The sequence below is a fragment of the Halobaculum sp. EA56 genome (assembly GCF_051195075.1).
Classification (GTDB): Archaea; Halobacteriota; Halobacteria; order Halobacteriales; family Haloferacaceae; genus Halobaculum.
Genome location: NZ_JBNTJX010000001.1, coordinates 503,007 through 520,187, shown reverse-complemented (window position 1 = coordinate 520,187; position 17,181 = coordinate 503,007). Strand labels below are relative to the sequence as shown.

Here is a 17,181-nt window from a genome sequence, read left to right as displayed (position 1 = left end):
CTGCCGTCCTCGCCGCGCGACCGGTGACGGCCGGAGCGCCGCCGCCGGGTCCCGGGAACCGGACGCGGCGCTCGGGGTCGATAGCGGGCGGAGGCGGACCCTCGAACGGGGTCGGAACCGGACCGAAAACGGGCCGCGAGTCGGGAGTCGGGGCGGGGCGTTACGGCAGGATGGCCGCCGCCACGGTCTGTGCCGTCTCGATGACCGGGGCGAACCCGGGCAGGAGCAGCACCGTCGCGACGGCCGCGAACACGACCGCGGCGTACAGCGCCGTCGGCGTCGACCCGAGCTCGAACTCGGTGGCGGCGTCGTCGAGCCACAGCGCCTTCACGACGCGGCTGTAGTAGAACAGCGACAGCGCGCTGTTGACGGCGCCGACGGCCGCGAGCCACCAGAACCCGGCCTCGACGGCGCCCATGAACAGGAAGTACTTCGAGAAGAACCCGCCGAACGGCGGCAGGCCCGCCAGCGAGAACATGAACACGCTCATGGCGACGCTGGCGAACGGCGCCTTCGCGCCCAGGCCCGCGTAGTCCTCGAAGGTGCGGCCGATGCCCCAGCGTTCGGCCAGCGCCACGAACAGGAACGCCCCGGTGTTCATGAAGCCGTACACGAGCAGGTGCGCCATCGACGCGCCGAGCACGTCGCCGCCGCTGGCGCCCGTGTAGGCCGCGAGGCCGATGAGCGCGTAGCCCGCGTGCCCGATCGAGGAGTACGCGAGCATCCGCTTGACCTCCTCCTGGGTGGCGGCCGCGAAGTTGCCGAGCGTCATCGTGACGACCGCGAGCACCTGGAACAGCAGCACCCAGTCGATCCCGGCGTCCAGCGGGAAGCCGACGACGAACACGCGGAACGCGAGCGCGAAGCCGGCGGCCTTCGAGGCCGACGAGAGGAACCCCGAGACGGGCGCGGGCGCGCCCTCGTACGCCTCCGGCGCCCAGAAGTGGAAGGGGACGGAGGCGGTCTTGAACGCGAACCCGCCGGCGACCATCAGGATGCCGACGCCCGCGACGCCCGCCAGTCCCTCGGGGGCGTTCGCGAGCGCCTCGTACACGTCCGGCAACAGCAGGCTCCCGGTGGCGGCGTACACCAGCGAGATGCCGAACGCGAACACCGCAGAGGAGAGCGCGCCGATGAGGAAGTACTTCAGCCCCGCCTCGACGCTTCCGGTGTCCCGCTTGAGGTACGACACCAGCGCGTACGAGGGCAGCGAGGCGAGCTCCAGCGAGACGAACGCGACCGCCAGGGAGTTCGCCGTCGCCATCAGCGCCATCCCCGTCGCCGCGAACAGCACCAGCGAGTAGAACTCCGCCTGGTACTCGTGGTCGTGGAGGTAGTCGTAGCTCGCCACCACGACCAGCGCGGTGACGGAGGCGAACAGCGCCTGGAAGAACAGCGCCATCCCGTCGACGACGAGGGCGTCGCCGAAGAGGACGATGGCGCCGCCGGTTCCGGACTGGCCGGTGCCCGCCGCGAGGAACCAGCCGGCCAGCCCGAGGGAGGCGAGCGAGCCGACGGTGGCGACGCCGGCGAGCAGCGCCGGGTTGCCGCTGTCCGGGTCGATGCTGTCGGCGACGATGAGGATCAGCCCCGTCGCCACGAGCGCCAGCGCCGGCGCGAGCGCGGTCCAGGTTGGGAGCTGGCCGGCCCCGCTCTGCAGGAGCGCGGGATCGACCGCCATCAGGCACCACCCCCCACGACCGCGACGACCGGCTCGATCGCGTCAGTGATCATCTCGAAGAAGATGCCGGGCGCGACGCCGAGCGCGATGGTGCACAGCAGCAGCACCGCCAGCGGCGCCACGTCGTGGAAGTGCGCCCGGCGCACCTCGTAGTCGGTCTCCAGGCGGAACTCACCGAACAGCGTCCGCTGCATCGCGAACAGCAGGTAGCCCGCCACGATGACGATGCCGAACATCGACGCCGCGGTGAACAGCGGCGCCGACGGGATCACCTGCGAGGCGAACGCCCCCTGGAAGATGAAGTACTCGGCGGCGAAGCCGGCCATGAGCGGCAGGCCCATGTAGCCGAACGCGCCGGCGACGAGGATGCCCACCGTGACCGGCATCCGGTCGGCCATCCCGGACATGTCGCCCACCATGCGCGTGTGGGTGACGTTGTAGATGACGCCGACCGCCATGAACATCAGCCCGGAGATGAGCCCGTGGGCGATCATCTGGAACGTCGCGCCGCCGATCCCCAGGCCCGTGTAGGCGACGAGCCCGAGGATGACGTATCCCATCGAGGAGACCGACGAGTACGCGACGATGCGCTTGAGGTCCTGCTGGGCCAGCGCGAGCATCGCGCCGTAGATGACCGACACCACCGCGACGCCGGCGACGACCGCCGCGACCAGCGGCCGCGTCGCCACGTCCGGCAGCATCGTGAAGTTGAACCGCAGCAGGGCGTACGTCCCCATCTTCAGGAGGACGCCCGCCAGCATCACCGACACCGGCGTCGGCGCCTCGACGTGGGCGTCCGGCAGCCAGGTGTGCAGCGGGACGACCGGCACCTTCACCGCGAATCCGGCGAACATCGCGACGAACGCCGCGAGCTTCAGCGTCGCCGGCTCGAGCCCGACGAAACTGCTCAGCTCCCCGGCCTGCAACGACTGGGTGATCTCCGGGAGCCCGAAGGAGCTCACGGGGAGGTTGAACACCAGCGCCATGAACGCGATGAACATGGCGAGGCTGGCGACGTTCGTGTACACGAAGAACTTGATCGCGGCGTACTTCCGGCGCGGGCCGCCCCACACGCCGATGAGGAAGTACATCGGGACCAGCACGGCCTCCCAGAAGACGAACCACAGGAAGAAGTCGAGCGCGGTGAACACGCCCAGCAGGTTCGCCTCCATGAACAGCATGAGGCCGTAGAACTGCGACTGCCGGCTGTCGATGGGGGTCCACGCCGACAGGATCGCGAGCGTGGACAGCACCGCCGAGAGCACGACCAGCGGGAGGCTGATGCCGTCGACGCCGACGAACCACTGGAGCTCGTAGCCGGCGACGGTCAGCCAGTCGATCTGCGTCTCGTACGCGATACTCCCGGCCATGAGCGCGTTCCCGCCCGCGTCGAAGCCGGCCCACATGTAGAGGCTCCCGACGACCGGCAGCAGGCTCAGCGCGAACGCGAGCCGGCCGGCGTACTCGTCGGGCGCCAGCATGACGACCAGCGCGGCGAGGAACGTGACTCCGATGAGTGCCTCGATTATCACAGTAACCACCCCCCGAGAACGCCGAACAGCACGAGCAGGGCCGTGAGCCCGAGCGTCACCAGCGCCGCGTAGTTACTCACCACGCCCGTCTGGATGCGCCGGATCCGCGAGCCCGAGAACAGGCTCACGCTGGAGACGGCGTTGACCGCGCCGTCGACGACGCCCTGGTCGAAGGTGTCCGCGGCGCGGGCCAGCGGGAGGACGACCCGCTCCGCCAGGAACACCTGGTACTCGTCCTGGTAGTAGTTGTCGTACAGCAGGTCCTTGACCGAGCCGAGCTTGTCCGTGTGCTCCTCGGGCGTCGGCACCGCGTACAGCTTGTACGCGAGCGCGAGGCCCGCGAGCGCGAGACCGAGCGACACCGCCGCGCCCAGCAGCACCGTCGTCACCTCGCCGCCGATGTACGCCGAGGAGTACGGGTCGATCTCGGCGTAGTGGTGGACCGTCAGGTCCGAGAAGCCGCCGTCGAGCCACGCGTGCAGGAAGTCCACGTGCAGGCCCGTGAGCACGCGCACCGGCGCGAGGTTGACGACGCCCGCGCCCGCCGCGAGCACGCCGAGCACCGCCAGCGGCAGCTTCACGTTCCAGCGGACCGACGCCGGCGACTCCGCCTGCTCGGTGCGGGCGTCGCCGTGGAAGGTGAGGAACACCATCCGGAAGGTGTAGAAGGCGGTGACGGGCACCGCGAGCAGGCCGAACGCGTACCCCAGCAGCAGGAGCGGCTGGCCGTCCAGCCCGTGGATCAGCGTCTCGAAGAGGATCTCGTCCTTCGACCAGAAGCCGGCGAACGGGAAGATCCCGGCCAGCGCCAGCGACCCGGCGAGGAACGAGTAGTAGGTCACGGGCATCTTCGACTTCAGCCCGCCCATGTCCCACATGTTCTCGTTGTGGTGCATCGCGATGATGACCGACCCGGCGCCCAGGAACAGCAGCGCCTTGAAGAACGCGTGGGTCATCAGGTGGAACGTCGCGGCCACGTACCCGCCCGCGCCGAGCGCGAGCATCATGTAGCCGTACTGCGAGATGGTCGAGTACGCGAGCACCTGCTTCAGTTCGCGCTTCACGATGCCCATCGTGCCGGCGAACAGGGCGGTGAAGCCGCCGACGAGGGCGATGACGCCCAGCGCAGTCGGCGAGACGGCGTAGAAGCCGTACATCCGCGCGACGAGGTAGACGCCGGCCGCGACCATCGTCGCCGCGTGGATGAGCGCCGACACCGGCGTCGGGCCCTCCATCGCGTCGGGGAGCCACGTGTGCAGCGGGAACTGTGCGGACTTACCGATCACGCCGCCGAGCACGAGCAGGCCGACGACCGTGAACCACGCTTCGGGCCCGAGCCCGAGGAAGGTGTTGGCCGCGTACTCGCCGTGCAGGGCCTGCTCGGCCAGCGCCGGGAAGCCCGGCGCCGATTCGGAGCCGACGAACTGCGCGGTCCCGAACGTCGCGAACACGGCGACGACGCCGACGAGGAAGAAGTAGTCCCCGAAGCGGGTGACGAGGAACGCCTTCTTCGCCGCCGACGGCGGGCCGGGCTCGCGGAAGTGGAAGCCGATGAGGAGGTACGAGCACAGCCCCACCAGCTCGAAGAACATGAACGCCATGAGCAGGTTGTCGGCGACGACGAACCCGAGCATGGAGGCGGTGAACAGGCCGAGCCCGGCGTAGTAGCGCGGGAGGCCCGTCTCGCCCTCGTCGTTCATGTACCCCAGCGAGAACACGTGGACCAGCAGCGCGATGAGCGTCACGATGACGAGCATCATCGAGGACAGCGGGTCGATCAGGACGCCGAACGTCAGCTCCAGCGGCGCCTCGGCGCCGGGGACGGCCCCGACGGCCCACGTGTAGATCGTCTCGTCGTACACCTGGCCTCCTGCGACGGTGGCGGCCATCGCGACCGACAGCACGAGCGACCCGGCGGTCGCCGCGATGCCGGGGATCGCCCCGCCCTTCGGCAGCAGGTCGCGCCCGGAGAGGGCGGTCCCCACCGCGATCAGGAACGAGAGGAACGGGAGCAGCACGACGGCCGGCGCGAAGTCGAAGATTCCTGCCATGAATTACCACCTCATCGTCGTCGCCTCGGTCACGTCCACGTCCTTGAAGTTGCGGTACAGCACGAGGATGATCCCGATGCCGATGGCGACCTCGGCGGCCGCGAGCGCCATCGTGAACAGCGTGAACGTCTGGCCCGTCACGTTCCCCCAGTAGAAGGAGAACGCGACGAGGTTGATGTTGGCCGCGTTGAGCATCAGCTCAACCGACATCAGGAACAGCAGCGCGTTCCGCCGCGTCAGCAGACCGAACACGCCGATGCAGAACACGGCGGCCGCCAGCACGAGGTAGTACTCCGGCGGGGCGAACATCACTCGTCACCCCCGCGGAGCGTCTCGCGCAGTTCGCGCCCGCCGTCGGTGAGCACGCCGCCGATGCCGCCGTCCTCGTCGCGCTTGGCGAGGTACACCGCGCCGTCGATGGCCACGTCGAGCACGACCGCCATCAGCACGAACGCGACGACGAACCCCTCGGCGGAGACGACGGTCTCGGAGACCGCGTCGGCGTCGACGTTGAACATCGCGTAGCCGATGCTCGCGGTGATCGAGGCGCCCTCCGCGAAGCCGGCGGGCTCGCCGAAGGAGGCCTGCAGGAACACGGCCGCGAGGACGACGAACAGCGCGACCGCCGCCAGCCCCGGCACGAGGTGGCCCCCGAGCTTCAGGCGCGGCCGCGACCCCGCGTCGGCGTCGCTCACGCGTCCAACACCTCCAGTCCCTCCGGTTCACCCTCCCTGCGCACCAGCATCACGGCGAACGTGATGAGGATCAGGACCCCGCCCACGTAGACGAGGATCTGCATGGCGGCCAGCAGCTCCGCCTGCAGCATCACGTAGTGCACCGCGACGCTGAGGAGCGCGGCCCCGAGGAAGAGTGCGGAGTGCCACACGTCCTCCGCGAGGACCACGCCCAGGCTGCTGCCCACGGTGACGAGGGCGAACAGCGCGAACGCGATAGTCTCTACAACCATTACCCGACACTCCCGGCGGAGTCCGTTTGAAGGTTTCGAGAACGGTTTGCGCGTGTGCGTGTGGGTACGCGTGGGCGGTCGGCCGGATCCGGGGGCGTCGGGCGAACACGTTCGGAGCCCCGATCGGTCGCGAACGACGGCGTGGGGACACCTCGACGCGGATCGGGGCCGTCCCCGCCGTCGCAGGTCGCCGCCGCGGCCGCGGGCGGCGCGGATACTCCCGGGCCCGGGGTCGGATCGATAGCCGGCGCGGGGTGCGGGCGGTCGTCGCGTGGGGCGGCGGTCGGCTGTCGGCGTCGGGACTCGCCGGCCGAGCCCGCGGGTCGGCGGCCGCGCCGCTGTCGGACGCGAGAACGGCGGAGAACCCGGAGCGCTCGCCGGCGGCGCGGGGCGAGGGACGGACGTTACTGGTAGTCGATCTCGCCGTCGCCCTCGCCGATCCACGCGCCGCGGTCCGGCTCCCGGGAGTTGAGCGGGTCGATCCCCTTGTACCAGGGGACGTTCTTGAGCTGTTCCTTGTTGTAGACGAACTCGTCCTTCGTGTCGGCGGTGAACTCGAAGTTCTGCGTCAGCAGGATCGCGTCCACCGGACACACCTCCTCGCACAGCCGGCAGTAGATGCACTGGCCGATGTGGAGGTTGTACTGTTCGCCGTTGCGCTGGTCGTCCTGCACGATCTGGATCGTGTCGTTCGGACAGACGTTCTCGCACTGGCGGCACCAGATGCACCGCTCCTGGGAGAACTTGTGGACCCCGCGGAACCGCGGGCTCACCTCGGGCGCGACGTCCGGGTACTCGACCGTGAACGTCTTGCCGTCCAGCGCGTGCTTCATCGTCGTCGCCATTCCTTTGAGTAGTCCGATCATGGTTCTGAACTGTTACGCGAGCACCCCCACGATGACCGCGGTGAGAACGAGGTTCGCGAAGGAGAGCACGAGCATCCCCTTCCAGCCGATCTCGATGAACTGGTCGACGCGCAGGCGCGGGATCGCCGAGCGCAGCCACTGGGTGAACAGGAAGAACGCCCAGATCTTCGCGGTGAACCAGACGATCCCCAGCGCCGCCGGGCCGGGCCCGGCGGGACCGCCCAGGAACAGCGTCGCCGCGATGGCGCCGCCCAGGAAGATGTGGATGAACTCCCCGAGGTAGATGAGCACGAAGTACACGGAGCTGTACTCCGTCTGGTAGCCGGCGACGATCTCGGTGGGCGCCTCCGGGATGTCGAACGGGTTGCGACCGACCTCGGCGACGTTCGCCACCACGAACAGCACGAACGCGAACGGGTTCACGAACGCGAACCACTGCGGGATGGTGACGCCGGCGACCGAGAGGAACGCCGCCCGCTGGGCCTCGACGATCGCGCTCGTCTGGAGCGTCCCCGTGAACAGCACGACGGAGACGCCGGTGACGATGAGCGGGATCTCGTAGGCGATGTTCGAGGCGACGGCGCGCAGGCCGCCGAGCAGGCTGTACTTGTTGTTCGACGCGTAGCCCATCATGATCAGCCCGAGCGAGGCGATGGACGAGGCGGCGAACGCGAACGCCAGCCCCGTCTCGGGGTCGGCCAACTGCAGGCCGCTGCCCATCGGGATGACCGCGAAGCCGAGCAGCGCCGAGAACGGGATGAGGATCGGACCGAGGTCCCACGCCGGACGGTCGACACCCTCGGGGACGATCAGCTCCTTCGAGAGGAGCCGGACCGCGTCCGCGACGATGACGAACAGGCCGAACGGCCCGATCCGGTTGACCGCGATGCGGTCGGTGAACGCCGCGGTGATCTTCCGCTTGGCCCACGGGCCCGCGAAGGCCGTGTTGATGAGCAGGAAGTTCGCGATGAGGAACGCCCCCAGCAGCGCGCCGACGACGTCGGCGGCGAGCCCGCCGAACGGCAGGAAGCTCGCGATCGTGTCCGGGAGCATCCCCTGCTGGAGGGGCGCGACGGCGCCGCCCGCCATCAGCGGTCCACCTCCCCGAGCACGATGTCCAGGCTGCCGAGCGCGGCGATGAGGTCGGGCACGTACTCGCCCTCGGCCATCTCCGGCAGCGTCTGGAGGTTCGAGAAGCACGGCGACCGGATCTTGAACCGGGCCGGCTTGTCCGTGCCGTCCGAGCGCATGTAGATGCCGAGCTCGCCCTTGGCGCCCTCGACCGCGCGGTAGATCTCGGTGTCGTCGTCGGGCTTCAGCGTCCGCGGAACGTTGGCCTGGATGGTGCGGTCCTCCTCGGGCCAGTCCTCGAGCAGGTCGATGCACTGCTCGATGATCTTCGCGGACTCCTCCACCTCGCGCAGGCGCACGAGCAGGCGGCTGTAGTTGTCACAGCCGTCCTCGGTGACGACGTCCCAGTCGAGCTCGTCGTAGTAGCCGTACGGGTCGTCCCGGCGCAGGTCGTAGTCGATGCCCGACCCGCGTGCCACGGGACCGGTCGCGCCGTAGTTCTTCGCGACCTCCGGCGGGAGGACACCCGTGTCGATGGTGCGCATCTGGAGGATCTCGTTGCCCGAGATGAGGTCGTGGTACTCCTCCAGCGCCTCCGGGAGGTCCTCGAGGAAGTCGCGGGTCTTCTCGAAGAACTCCTCGCGTGGCTCGGGCAGGTCCCAGACGACCCCGCCGAGGCGGAAGTAATTGAACATGAGCCGCTGGCCCGTGAGGTCCTCCAGGATGTTCTGGGCCTTCTCGCGGTCCCGGATCGCGTACATGAAGATGGCGGTGAAGTCGCCGTACACGTCCAGCGCGAACGTCCCGACCGCGAGCATGTGGGCGGCGATCCGGCACAGCTCCGCGCCCATCGTCCGGATGACCTGCGCGTACTCGGGCACGTCGATGTCGGCCATGTCCTCGGCCGCGCGCGCGTACGCCCACTCGTTGAGCAGGCCCGCCGAGATGTAGTCCCAGCGGTCGGGGTACGGCATGATCTGGTGGCGGTAGGTGCCGTTCTGGCAGATCTGCTCCTCGCAGCGGTGGAGGTAGCCGATGTCGCTCTCGACGTCGGCGACCTGCTCGCCGTCCAGCGTCGTCTTCAGGTGCAGGACCCCGTGCGTGGCGGGGTGGTGGGGACCGATGTTGAGGTACATCGTGTCCGTGTCCTGCTCGTCGCGCTGGTCCTCGTGGAGCGGGTTCGCGTGCTCGCGAAGCGGGACGACCTGCGGGCGGTCCTGGTCGTAGTCCGCCGCCAGCGGGTGCCCCTGCCAGGTCTCGGGCAGGAGGATGCGGCGGAGGTCGGGGTGGTCGTCGTACTCGATGCCGACGAGGTCGTACGCCTCCCGCTCGTGCCAGTCGGCCGTCCGGAACACCGGCTCGGCCGACTCGCTGACGGGGTTCTCGCGGTCGGTGGGGACGACGACGCTGACCTCCTGGGTCGGGTCGTCGTACTTCTTCAGGTGGTATATCGACTCGTAGCGGTCCTCGTACTCCTGGGCCGTGACACACGAGAGGTGGTCGTAGCCCGCCTCCTCCTTGAGCGTCGAGAGCGTGTCCTGGACCGCGTCGGGCCGGATCACGTAGCCGGGGGCGTTCAGGTGCTCCTCGCGGCCGATGACGCGGTCGCCGAGCAGCTCGGCGAGCTCGTCCGGGGTCTGTTCCTCGACGGTGGCCGGCGCGTCCGGCTCGGGGTCTTCCAGGCTCATGGTTAGGGTGAGTCCGCCCAGTTGTACCGCATGACGAGGTCCTCCTCGTCGATGTCGTCCGCGAGCTGCTGGACGATCTCGTCGCGGTCGAGGTCACCGAACTGTTCCAGCTCGTAGGGCTTCACCGTCACCGGGGAGGACTCGCCGTTGGCGATCCGCTCCTGAAGCTTGGCGACGCCGTACACGAGCGCCTCGGGGCGCGGCGGGCAGCCGGGGACGTGGATGTCCACCGGGATGACCTCCTCTGCGCCCTTGATCACGTTGTACCCCTCCTGGAACGGGCCGCCGGAGATGGTACACGAGCCCATGCCGATGACGAACTTGGGCTCGGGCATCTGGTCGTACACGCGCTTCATCCGCGGGGCGAACTTCGAAACGATGGTCCCGGGGACGATGATCACGTCCGCCTGCCGCGGGGAGGCGCGCGGGACGCCCGCGCCGAAGCGGTCGAGGTCGTGTTTGACCGCGTAGGTGTGCATCATCTCGATGCTGCAGCAGGCGATGCCGAACTGCAGCATGAACATCGAGGAGCCCCGCACCCAGTTCATGAACTTGTCGAACTTGGTGAGGATGAACGGCGAGGAGCCGAACGCCTCCCGGAGCTTCGAGTTGAAGCGGTTGTCCTCGCCCGTCATCCGGGCGTCCCGGGTGTCGGTCAGTACCTGGCTATCGTCCGTGACGAAGGGTCTGTTGTCGCTGCTCATTGTGTGCGCTCCGTCTTCTGTCTCGCCGCACGCGGACTGCTCGTCCACTTCACGGCGCCCTGCCGCCACGCCCACACGAGTCCGACGACGAGCGTCCCGATGAAGATCAGCATCGGGAGCAGCACCGTCGCGAGCCCGACGCCCGACGCCAACGCGGACTGGTAGATGACCGTCCACGGGAAGATCAGAACCGTCTCGATGTCGAAGACGACGAACAGCAGCGCAACCATGTAGTACTGGATGTTGAACTGGATGCCCGTCGCCGACCCCGTCGGGATCTCACCGGACTCGTAGGTGGCGCTCTTGCCTTGTTCTGGCACGCTCGGGCGGAGGATCGCGGACACCGCCATCATCCCGAGCGGGATGCCCACGCCCATCACCGCCAACGCGCCGATCGCTATCCATGGATTCATACCGGGTTCTCCGTATCGTACGTCGGTTTGGAGCCCCCACAGATAAGTGCTTCACTTGCGCGTGCCCGCGCGGAGCGGCCGTCAGCCCCCGTCGGCGACGAACGCGGCGCCTCGCGCCCGGTCCCTCCCTCCGCCCGTCCCGCAGCCGGGGGGTCCCCGGCTCGGGCCGGGACGGCGCAGGCCGGTTCGGACTATCGCTCGCGGCCGCGCGACTCCCGGAAGCCCGCGACCCCGAGGTCGTGGAGGTCGCGGGAGGTCTCGGCCACGTCGCCCTGCAGCCCCTCGTGGTACTCCACGAGGCGCTCCTCGATCTCGTCGTGCTCCCGTGCGAGCACCTGGGCCGCCGACAGCGCCGCGTTGAACGACTTGCCGGCGTCGACGGCGACGATGGGCGCGCCGGTGGGCATCCCGATCACCGAGTCGACGGACTTCTCCTGCACCGGCACGCCGATCACCGGGATCGGGTAGGCGATGCTCGCGGTCATGTTCGGCAGGTCCGCCGACTTCCCGCCCGCCCCCGCGATTATCACGTCGAGGCCGCGGTCGGCCGCGGTCTCCCCGTACGCGTACATGAGGTCGGGGGTCCGGTGGGCCGAGACGACGTACGCCTCGTAGGTGAAGCGCGCGTCCGGCGGGTCGGCGAAGTCGGTCTGCTCGGCGAACCCCAGCTCGTCGAGGGCGTCGAAGGCCCCCTGCATGGTGTCCAGATCCGAGTCCGACCCCATGATCACCCCCACGTCGGGCGTCGTCTCCGGGTCGGCGTCCCTGTTCGCGTCGGATTCGAGTCGGTCGATGAGGTCCTGAACGGTGGTCATGGTGGGTGAGTCGCGTGGGTGATCACTCGAAGGTCAGCCCGTCCCGCAGGTCGCGGGCGCGGGCGAGCAGGTCGTCGCGGGTCGCGGCGTCTCGCCCCCCGGCCGCGTCGCCCGCGGCGTCGCCGTCGGCGGTCAGCGTCAGGTGGCCCATCTTCCGCAGCGGGCGGGCCTCCCGCTTGCCGTACCAGTGGAGGTGCGCGTCGCCGGCGGCGAGCACGTCGCCGACGCCCGACAGCGAGGCCGGCCGCGGCTCGGGGACGTCGCCGAGGACGTTCGCCATGACGGTCGGCGCGCGCGCCTCGGCGCTCCCGAGGGGCCACTCGAGGACGGCGCGGACGTGCTGTTCGAACTGGGAGGTCGTCGCGCCCTCGATGCTCCAGTGGCCGGAGTTGTGCGGGCGCGGAGCCACCTCGTTGACGGACACGGTGCCGTCGGGCTCCTCGAACAGCTCCATCGCGAACACGCCCCGCCCGTCGAGCGTCTCCAGCGTGTCGAGCGCGACCTCGCGGGCGCGCTCGGCGACCGCCTCCGAGCACCGGGCGGGCGCGACCGTCTCGCGCAGTATCTCCTCGCGGTGGACGTTCTCGACGACGGGGAACGCGCGGGACTCGCCGTCGCCGCGGGCGGCCACGACCGAGAGCTCGCGCTCGAAGTCGATCAGCTCCTCGGCCATCGCGCCGCCCTCGCCGGCGCCCACCTCCGCTAACTTCGCCTCGTAGTCGTCGCCCGGCTCGACCGGGACGTTCCCGCGACCGTCGTAGCCGCCGGTGCGGGCCTTCAGCATGCAGCCGTCGAAGCGCTCGACCGCGTCGGCGAGGTCGTCGGCGTCCTCGACGGCGACGAACTCGGGGACGGGCACCCCCGCGTCGGCGAACGCCCGCTTCTGGACGAGCTTGTCCTGAATGGTCCGCAGCGCGTCCGGCGAGGGGTGGACCGGTACGTCGAACTCCTCGCCGACCGCCTCCAGCACGTCCGGGTCGGCGAGCTCGATCTCCAGCGTCAGCGCGTCCGCGCGCTCGGCGAGGGCGCGGACGGCGTCCGGGTCGTCGAAGGCCCCCTCGATCTGGTCGGCGACGCGCGAGGCGGGACAGTCGGGCGTCGGGTCGAGCACGACCACGTTGACGCCGAGCGGCGACGCGGCCTCCGCCAGCATCCGGCCGAGCTGTCCGCCGCCGACGACGCCGAGCGTCGGGCCGGGACACGTCGGGTTCACGGCCGCGGGTTCGGCAGGTCCGCGAATAAACCTTGCTCCACAGGACGGAATGTGTACACGGACGTGCGTATTACAGGGCGACTCCCGCCCGTACCGCCGTCCGGGGACGGGCGTCGGCGGTGGTCGTCAGCGGGGCCGTCCCTCCGCGCGGGCGTCCGCGAGCGCCTCCTCGTCGATGAACACGACGATGCGCTCGCTCCACAGCCGGAACGCGTACTCACGGGACTCGTAGCCGTCGAGGCGCGCCGAAAGCTCCTCGGCGTCGTTCGGCTTGGCGATGACGACCGGCGGCATCTCCTCGGCCGGCGGCAGGCCGTCGAAGCGCGCCTCCGGCGGCGTGGAGGTCACCTCCGCGTCGTGGAGTTCGAGGTACCACGGCGTCGGGAGCCGGGAGTGCCAGCTCGGGCCCCCGGGCGGCATCCGGTCGAGGCTCGACTCGTTGGCGACGTACAGCCTCGTCCCCCTGCCGCTGTCGGTCCCGACGAACAGGACGTCCGTCCCCTCGTTGTCCCGGGCGACGGCGCCGGCGTCCTGCAGCGCCTCCTTGTAGGCGTTCTCCGGCTGTGCCCACTGGAGCACCTGCTTGTCCTCCACGGAGGCGGAGTTCCAGTAGTCGGCGTTGGGCGCGGCGACGCCCGCGACGGCGGCACACACGACCAGCCCCGCCAGCGCGGCGGTCGCCGCGTCCTCGCGGGCGACCGAGGCGCGCAGGGAGTCGACGACGGACGCCAGCCCCGCCGCCGCCGGGATCGACAGCGGGAGGACGACGTGGACCGCCGCCCACGGCGCCTGGATGTCCGTCGCGACGGGATAGCCCACCAGGGACGCGGCGCCCCAGTAGGTCGCGAACGCGACGACCGTGCGGGTGCCGCGGTCGCGGCCGTAGCCGTCGGCCAGGAAGCCGACGACCGCCAGCACCACGAGGACGCCCGACCCGTACGCGAGCGTCTCGCCGACGTCGTAGAGGTACGGCACGTACGCGTGGCCCGAGTGGGTCCCGGAGCCCCACGTGCCCCAGAACTTCTCGCCGGCGCCCCACGTCGCGTCGTGGAGGACGGAGCCGACCGACGCGTCGGGGGTCGGCGCCCCGGCCATGAGGTTCCCCAGCCCGAGGGCGTTCCACAGCTCCGGGCGCGGCGCGTAGAAGAACGCGACGACCCCGAGGAACGTGGCGACGACGCCGCCCGCGCCCAGGGGAACCCATATCGCGAGGTGGCCGAGGAACCCGACCTCGGGGGCGTACGGCGCGCCGCCCCCGTCGCCGGCGCGCTCGCGGACGCGGCGCTCGATCAGGCGTCTGGTGTGCGAGCCCGCGGTCCACTCGTTCAGGAAGTGCCCGAGCGCGACGACCTCGCCGACGAGCGCGTCGAGCGGCGAGCCCGTGCGCGACGCCGATCTGACGACCCGGTGATCGAGCAGCAGGACGCCCGCCCCGAGGAAGCACGCGAGGTACACCAACGCGTTCTCCTTCGCCGTGAACCCCAGCGCGAGCAGCGCGGCCGAGCCGAACAGCGGGAGCGTCCGCCGGGTGTCGACCGCGTACACGACGAGCGCGAACGCGGCGACGCAGAAGGATCCGACGAGCACGTCGCCGCGCATGAACCGGCCGTAGTAGACGAGCAGGGGGTCGACCGACAGCAGCAGCGCGAGCGCGACCTGCTCGCGCCCGCGGAGGCGGTGCCGGAGCAGCAGCGCGACCAGCGGGAGCAGGCCGCCCACGACCGCGACGGGGAGCCGGGCGGCGAAGTCGGAGGCCCCGATCACGTCGAACAGCGCGTTGTTCACGACCGGGAGGAACGGCCCGTGGATGATCGGCCGGTAGAAGAACTCGCCGGTGGCGTCGAACCGGAGGATCCAGTAGCCGACGCGGCCCTCGTCCCAGTGGAAGACCCGGTGGCCGAGCTGGACCGTGCGGAGGAGCAGCGACCCGGCGACGATCAGCAGGACGGCGGCGGTCGCGGGGTCGCCGACGCGGTCGCGGAGGGGGTCGGGCAGCCGGCCGTCGTCGCGGGGGGACGACGGGGCGGCATCGTCCCGGGAGGGGTCCGAGGCGGCCTCCCCGTCCGCGTCGGGCCCGGCGTCGGGGGCGTCCGGGTCGCCGTCGTCGGCCGCGGTCCCGTCGGGGGCGGATCGGTCCCCGCCGGCGGGGTCACTCATTGGCGAGCGGTCGCACGCCGCCGGTAACAACTCTTGTGATCCGCCGAACCGCCGACCGTCCCCGGCGCCGGCCGCCCGTCGAGGGGGACCTCGGGGCGGAGACATCGGCCAGGAGCGGTACGCCTTTGAGCGGGCCGACCCTCCCCGGACACAATGACCGAGACTACGCTCGGGCTGGTGGTCGCGCGCTACTACGCGTCCATCGCCGAGTCCATGGAGGAGTCCGCCCGGGAGGCGGTCGCCGAGCGCGGGGCGACCGTCGGGGAGACGGTCGACGTCCCCGGCGCCTACGACACGCCGCTGGCGGCCGACCGGCTGGCCCGCCGCGACGACATCGACGCCGTCGCCGTCGTCGGCACCATCGTCTCCGGCGACACGGATCACGACCAGGTGATCGGGCAGGCGATCGCGACGAAGCTCGCCGACGTGAGCCTCGACCGCGACACGCCCGTGACCTTCGGCGTGTCGGGGCCGGGACAGAGCGGCGCGGAGGCGCGCGAGCGCGCCGAGAAGGGCGCCGAGGCCGCGAGCGCCGCCGTGGACCTGGCCGAGGGGCTCCCCGCCCCGGAGGTGGCCGCATGAGCGGACAGGAGGCCGGCGGCGACTTCGCCTACGACTTCGCCGAGCGCGTCGGCCGCGTGGAGCCGTCGGCGACGCTCGCCATCTCGAACGCCGCGAACGAGCTGGAGGAGGCCGGCCACGACGTGGTCGACCTCTCGGTGGGCGCGCCGGACTTCCCCACGCCCGAGAACGTCGTCGAGGCCGGCAAGGCCGCGATGGACGCGGGCCACACGGGCTACACCTCCTCGAACGGCGTCCCGGAGCTGAAGGAGGCGATCGCCGAGAAGCTCCGCGCCGACGATATCGACGCCGACGCCGACGAGGTGATCGTCACGCCCGGCGCCAAGCAGGCGCTGTACGAGACGGTCCAGACGCTCGTCGACGAGGGCGACGAGGTCGTCCTGCTGGACCCGGCGTGGGTGTCCTACGAGGCGATGGTGAAGCTCGCAGGCGGGGACCTCGCCCGGGTCGACCTCGCGCCGCACGACTTCTCGCTCGCCGACGGGCTCGACGACCTCGCGGCGACCGTTTCGGACGACACGGAACTCCTGATCGTCAACTCCCCGTCGAACCCGACCGGCGCCGTCTACTCCGACGAGGGGCTGGAGGGCGTTCGCGACCTCGCCGTCGAGCACGACGTCGCCGTCATCTCCGACGAGATCTACGACGAGATCGTCTACGGCGTCGAGCAGACCAGCCTCGCGAGCCTCGACGGAATGGCCGATCGAACGGTCACGATCAACGGCTTCTCGAAGGCGTACTCGATGACCGGCTGGCGGCTGGGCTACCTGCACGCCACCGGCGACCTGGTGTCGCAGGCGGGGAAGCTCCACAGCCACTCGGTGTCGTGTGCGACGAACTTCGTCCAACGCGCGGGCATCGAGGCCCTCAGGAACACCGACGAGTCCGTCGAGGAGATGCGCGCCGCCTTCGAGTCGCGCCGCGACATGCTCGTCGAGCTGTTCGACGACCACGGCGTCGACGTGACCGTCCCCGACGGCGCCTTCTACATGATGCTCCCCGTGGCCGACGACGACTCCGCGTGGGCCGAGGAGGCGATCCAGGAGGCGCACGTCGCGACCGTCCCCGGCTCCGCCTTCGGCGCGCCCGGCTACGCCCGGATCAGCTACGCCGCCAGCGAGGAGCGACTGCGCGAGGGCATGCAGCGCCTCTTCGACGCCGGCCTGCTCGGCGACGACTGAGAGGAACGACCGTCGACGACGCGACACCGACTCCCCGCAGCCTGTTCTCGCGGGAGTCCGGGTTCGATTCTGCCCGTCCGAAGGCCGAACGACGACGCCCGGCCGGACCTCGGGTGGGACTGAAAGGGGCCGCCGGTCTCGACGAAGGCGCGGAGCGGTGAGCACCGCAGGGAGGCGAGCGGAGCGAGCCGACCGAGGAGCGCGCCGCCCGCACCGAGTCGAGACCGGCGGGGGCTGTCGTGGTCACGGTCGCCCCCGTC

The 17,181-nt window shown here is 70.5% G+C and carries 16 protein-coding genes; 2 read left to right on the top strand and 14 right to left on the bottom strand.

Annotated features, from left to right (window positions below; genetic code table 11):
* Positions 1-160: 160 nt before the first annotated feature.
* The 14 genes from ACQUQ1_RS02740 to ACQUQ1_RS02675 form a co-directional block, all read right to left on the bottom strand.
* Positions 161-1,681 (bottom strand): NADH-quinone oxidoreductase subunit N, encoded by a 1,521-nt coding sequence (locus ACQUQ1_RS02740; protein ID WP_435062719.1) that lies wholly within the window; start codon positions 1,679-1,681, stop codon positions 161-163.
* Positions 1,681-3,213, bottom strand: coding sequence for a complex I subunit 4 family protein (locus ACQUQ1_RS02735; protein WP_435062718.1), 1,533 nt, complete (start codon positions 3,211-3,213; stop codon positions 1,681-1,683). Before ACQUQ1_RS02735 ends, ACQUQ1_RS02740 begins: the two co-directional genes overlap by 1 nt.
* A complete protein-coding gene (nuoL, locus tag ACQUQ1_RS02730) occupies positions 3,210-5,264 on the bottom strand; it encodes an NADH-quinone oxidoreductase subunit L (RefSeq protein WP_435062717.1) in 2,055 nt (684 codons plus the stop codon). Before nuoL ends, ACQUQ1_RS02735 begins: the two co-directional genes overlap by 4 nt.
* Positions 5,265-5,267: 3 nt before the next feature.
* Entirely contained in the window at positions 5,268-5,573 is a 306-nt protein-coding gene (gene nuoK / locus ACQUQ1_RS02725; RefSeq protein ID WP_435062716.1) for an NADH-quinone oxidoreductase subunit NuoK, read from the bottom strand.
* Positions 5,573-5,959 carry a proton-conducting membrane transporter gene (locus ACQUQ1_RS02720; RefSeq protein ID WP_435062715.1) on the bottom strand — a complete coding sequence of 129 codons (387 nt, stop codon included), beginning with the start codon at positions 5,957-5,959 and terminating at the stop codon, positions 5,573-5,575. The genes nuoK and ACQUQ1_RS02720 overlap by 1 nt, the downstream gene beginning before the upstream one ends.
* Positions 5,956-6,231: an NADH-quinone oxidoreductase subunit J gene (locus tag ACQUQ1_RS02715; protein ID WP_435062714.1), complete on the bottom strand. Its 276-nt coding sequence runs from the start codon at positions 6,229-6,231 to the stop codon at positions 5,956-5,958. Before ACQUQ1_RS02715 ends, ACQUQ1_RS02720 begins: the two co-directional genes overlap by 4 nt.
* Positions 6,232-6,635: 404 nt before the next feature.
* Positions 6,636-7,097, bottom strand: coding sequence for a NuoI/complex I 23 kDa subunit family protein (locus ACQUQ1_RS02710; protein ID WP_435062713.1), 462 nt, complete (start codon positions 7,095-7,097; stop codon positions 6,636-6,638).
* Positions 7,098-7,109: 12 nt separating this feature from the next.
* Positions 7,110-8,186 (bottom strand): complex I subunit 1/NuoH family protein, encoded by a 1,077-nt coding sequence (locus tag ACQUQ1_RS02705; RefSeq protein ID WP_435062712.1) that lies wholly within the window; start codon positions 8,184-8,186, stop codon positions 7,110-7,112.
* Positions 8,186-9,856, bottom strand: coding sequence for an NADH-quinone oxidoreductase subunit D (locus tag ACQUQ1_RS02700; RefSeq protein ID WP_435062711.1), 1,671 nt, complete (start codon positions 9,854-9,856; stop codon positions 8,186-8,188). Before ACQUQ1_RS02700 ends, ACQUQ1_RS02705 begins: the two co-directional genes overlap by 1 nt.
* A gap of 2 nt (positions 9,857-9,858) precedes the next feature.
* Positions 9,859-10,560, bottom strand: a complete 702-nt coding sequence (locus ACQUQ1_RS02695) for an NADH-quinone oxidoreductase subunit B (RefSeq protein WP_435062710.1) — start codon at positions 10,558-10,560, stop codon at positions 9,859-9,861.
* On the bottom strand, positions 10,557-10,973 hold the full coding sequence (locus ACQUQ1_RS02690; RefSeq protein WP_435062709.1) for an NADH-quinone oxidoreductase subunit A: 417 nt from the start codon (positions 10,971-10,973) through the stop codon (positions 10,557-10,559). Before ACQUQ1_RS02690 ends, ACQUQ1_RS02695 begins: the two co-directional genes overlap by 4 nt.
* Positions 10,974-11,164: 191 nt before the next feature.
* The gene (gene purE, locus ACQUQ1_RS02685; RefSeq protein WP_435062708.1) at positions 11,165-11,788 is read right to left on the bottom strand and encodes a 5-(carboxyamino)imidazole ribonucleotide mutase; all 624 of its coding nucleotides are present in this window, start codon (positions 11,786-11,788) and stop codon (positions 11,165-11,167) included.
* Positions 11,789-11,810: 22 nt separating this feature from the next.
* Positions 11,811-13,001, bottom strand: coding sequence for a 5-(carboxyamino)imidazole ribonucleotide synthase (locus tag ACQUQ1_RS02680; RefSeq protein WP_435062707.1), 1,191 nt, complete (start codon positions 12,999-13,001; stop codon positions 11,811-11,813).
* Positions 13,002-13,127: 126 nt separating this feature from the next.
* Positions 13,128-15,158 carry a flippase activity-associated protein Agl23 gene (locus tag ACQUQ1_RS02675; protein WP_435062706.1) on the bottom strand — a complete coding sequence of 677 codons (2,031 nt, stop codon included), beginning with the start codon at positions 15,156-15,158 and terminating at the stop codon, positions 13,128-13,130.
* 153 nt (positions 15,159-15,311) lie between these two features.
* Here ACQUQ1_RS02675 and ribH point away from each other — a divergent pair, with 153 nt between their 5' ends.
* Positions 15,312-15,740 (top strand): 6,7-dimethyl-8-ribityllumazine synthase, encoded by a 429-nt coding sequence (gene ribH / locus ACQUQ1_RS02670; protein WP_435062705.1) that lies wholly within the window; start codon positions 15,312-15,314, stop codon positions 15,738-15,740.
* On the top strand, positions 15,737-16,921 hold the full coding sequence (locus ACQUQ1_RS02665; protein WP_435062704.1) for a pyridoxal phosphate-dependent aminotransferase: 1,185 nt from the start codon (positions 15,737-15,739) through the stop codon (positions 16,919-16,921). The genes ribH and ACQUQ1_RS02665 overlap by 4 nt, the downstream gene beginning before the upstream one ends.
* Positions 16,922-17,181: the final 260 nt, after the last annotated feature.

Coding starts and splice junctions, on each gene's coding strand:
- ribH (WP_435062705.1), top strand. CDS start 15,312: ATGACCGAGACTACGCTCGGGCTGGTGGTCGCGCGCTACTACGCGTCC.
- nuoL (WP_435062717.1), bottom strand. CDS start 5,264: ATGGCAGGAATCTTCGACTTCGCGCCGGCCGTCGTGCTGCTCCCGTTC.
- ACQUQ1_RS02665 (WP_435062704.1), top strand. CDS start 15,737: ATGAGCGGACAGGAGGCCGGCGGCGACTTCGCCTACGACTTCGCCGAG.
- ACQUQ1_RS02700 (WP_435062711.1), bottom strand. CDS start 9,856: ATGAGCCTGGAAGACCCCGAGCCGGACGCGCCGGCCACCGTCGAGGAA.
- ACQUQ1_RS02715 (WP_435062714.1), bottom strand. CDS start 6,231: ATGGTTGTAGAGACTATCGCGTTCGCGCTGTTCGCCCTCGTCACCGTG.
- ACQUQ1_RS02705 (WP_435062712.1), bottom strand. CDS start 8,186: ATGGCGGGCGGCGCCGTCGCGCCCCTCCAGCAGGGGATGCTCCCGGAC.
- nuoK (WP_435062716.1), bottom strand. CDS start 5,573: ATGTTCGCCCCGCCGGAGTACTACCTCGTGCTGGCGGCCGCCGTGTTC.
- ACQUQ1_RS02695 (WP_435062710.1), bottom strand. CDS start 10,560: ATGAGCAGCGACAACAGACCCTTCGTCACGGACGATAGCCAGGTACTG.
- ACQUQ1_RS02675 (WP_435062706.1), bottom strand. CDS start 15,158: ATGAGTGACCCCGCCGGCGGGGACCGATCCGCCCCCGACGGGACCGCG.
- purE (WP_435062708.1), bottom strand. CDS start 11,788: ATGACCACCGTTCAGGACCTCATCGACCGACTCGAATCCGACGCGAAC.
- ACQUQ1_RS02690 (WP_435062709.1), bottom strand. CDS start 10,973: ATGAATCCATGGATAGCGATCGGCGCGTTGGCGGTGATGGGCGTGGGC.
- ACQUQ1_RS02710 (WP_435062713.1), bottom strand. CDS start 7,097: ATGATCGGACTACTCAAAGGAATGGCGACGACGATGAAGCACGCGCTG.
- ACQUQ1_RS02740 (WP_435062719.1), bottom strand. CDS start 1,681: ATGGCGGTCGATCCCGCGCTCCTGCAGAGCGGGGCCGGCCAGCTCCCA.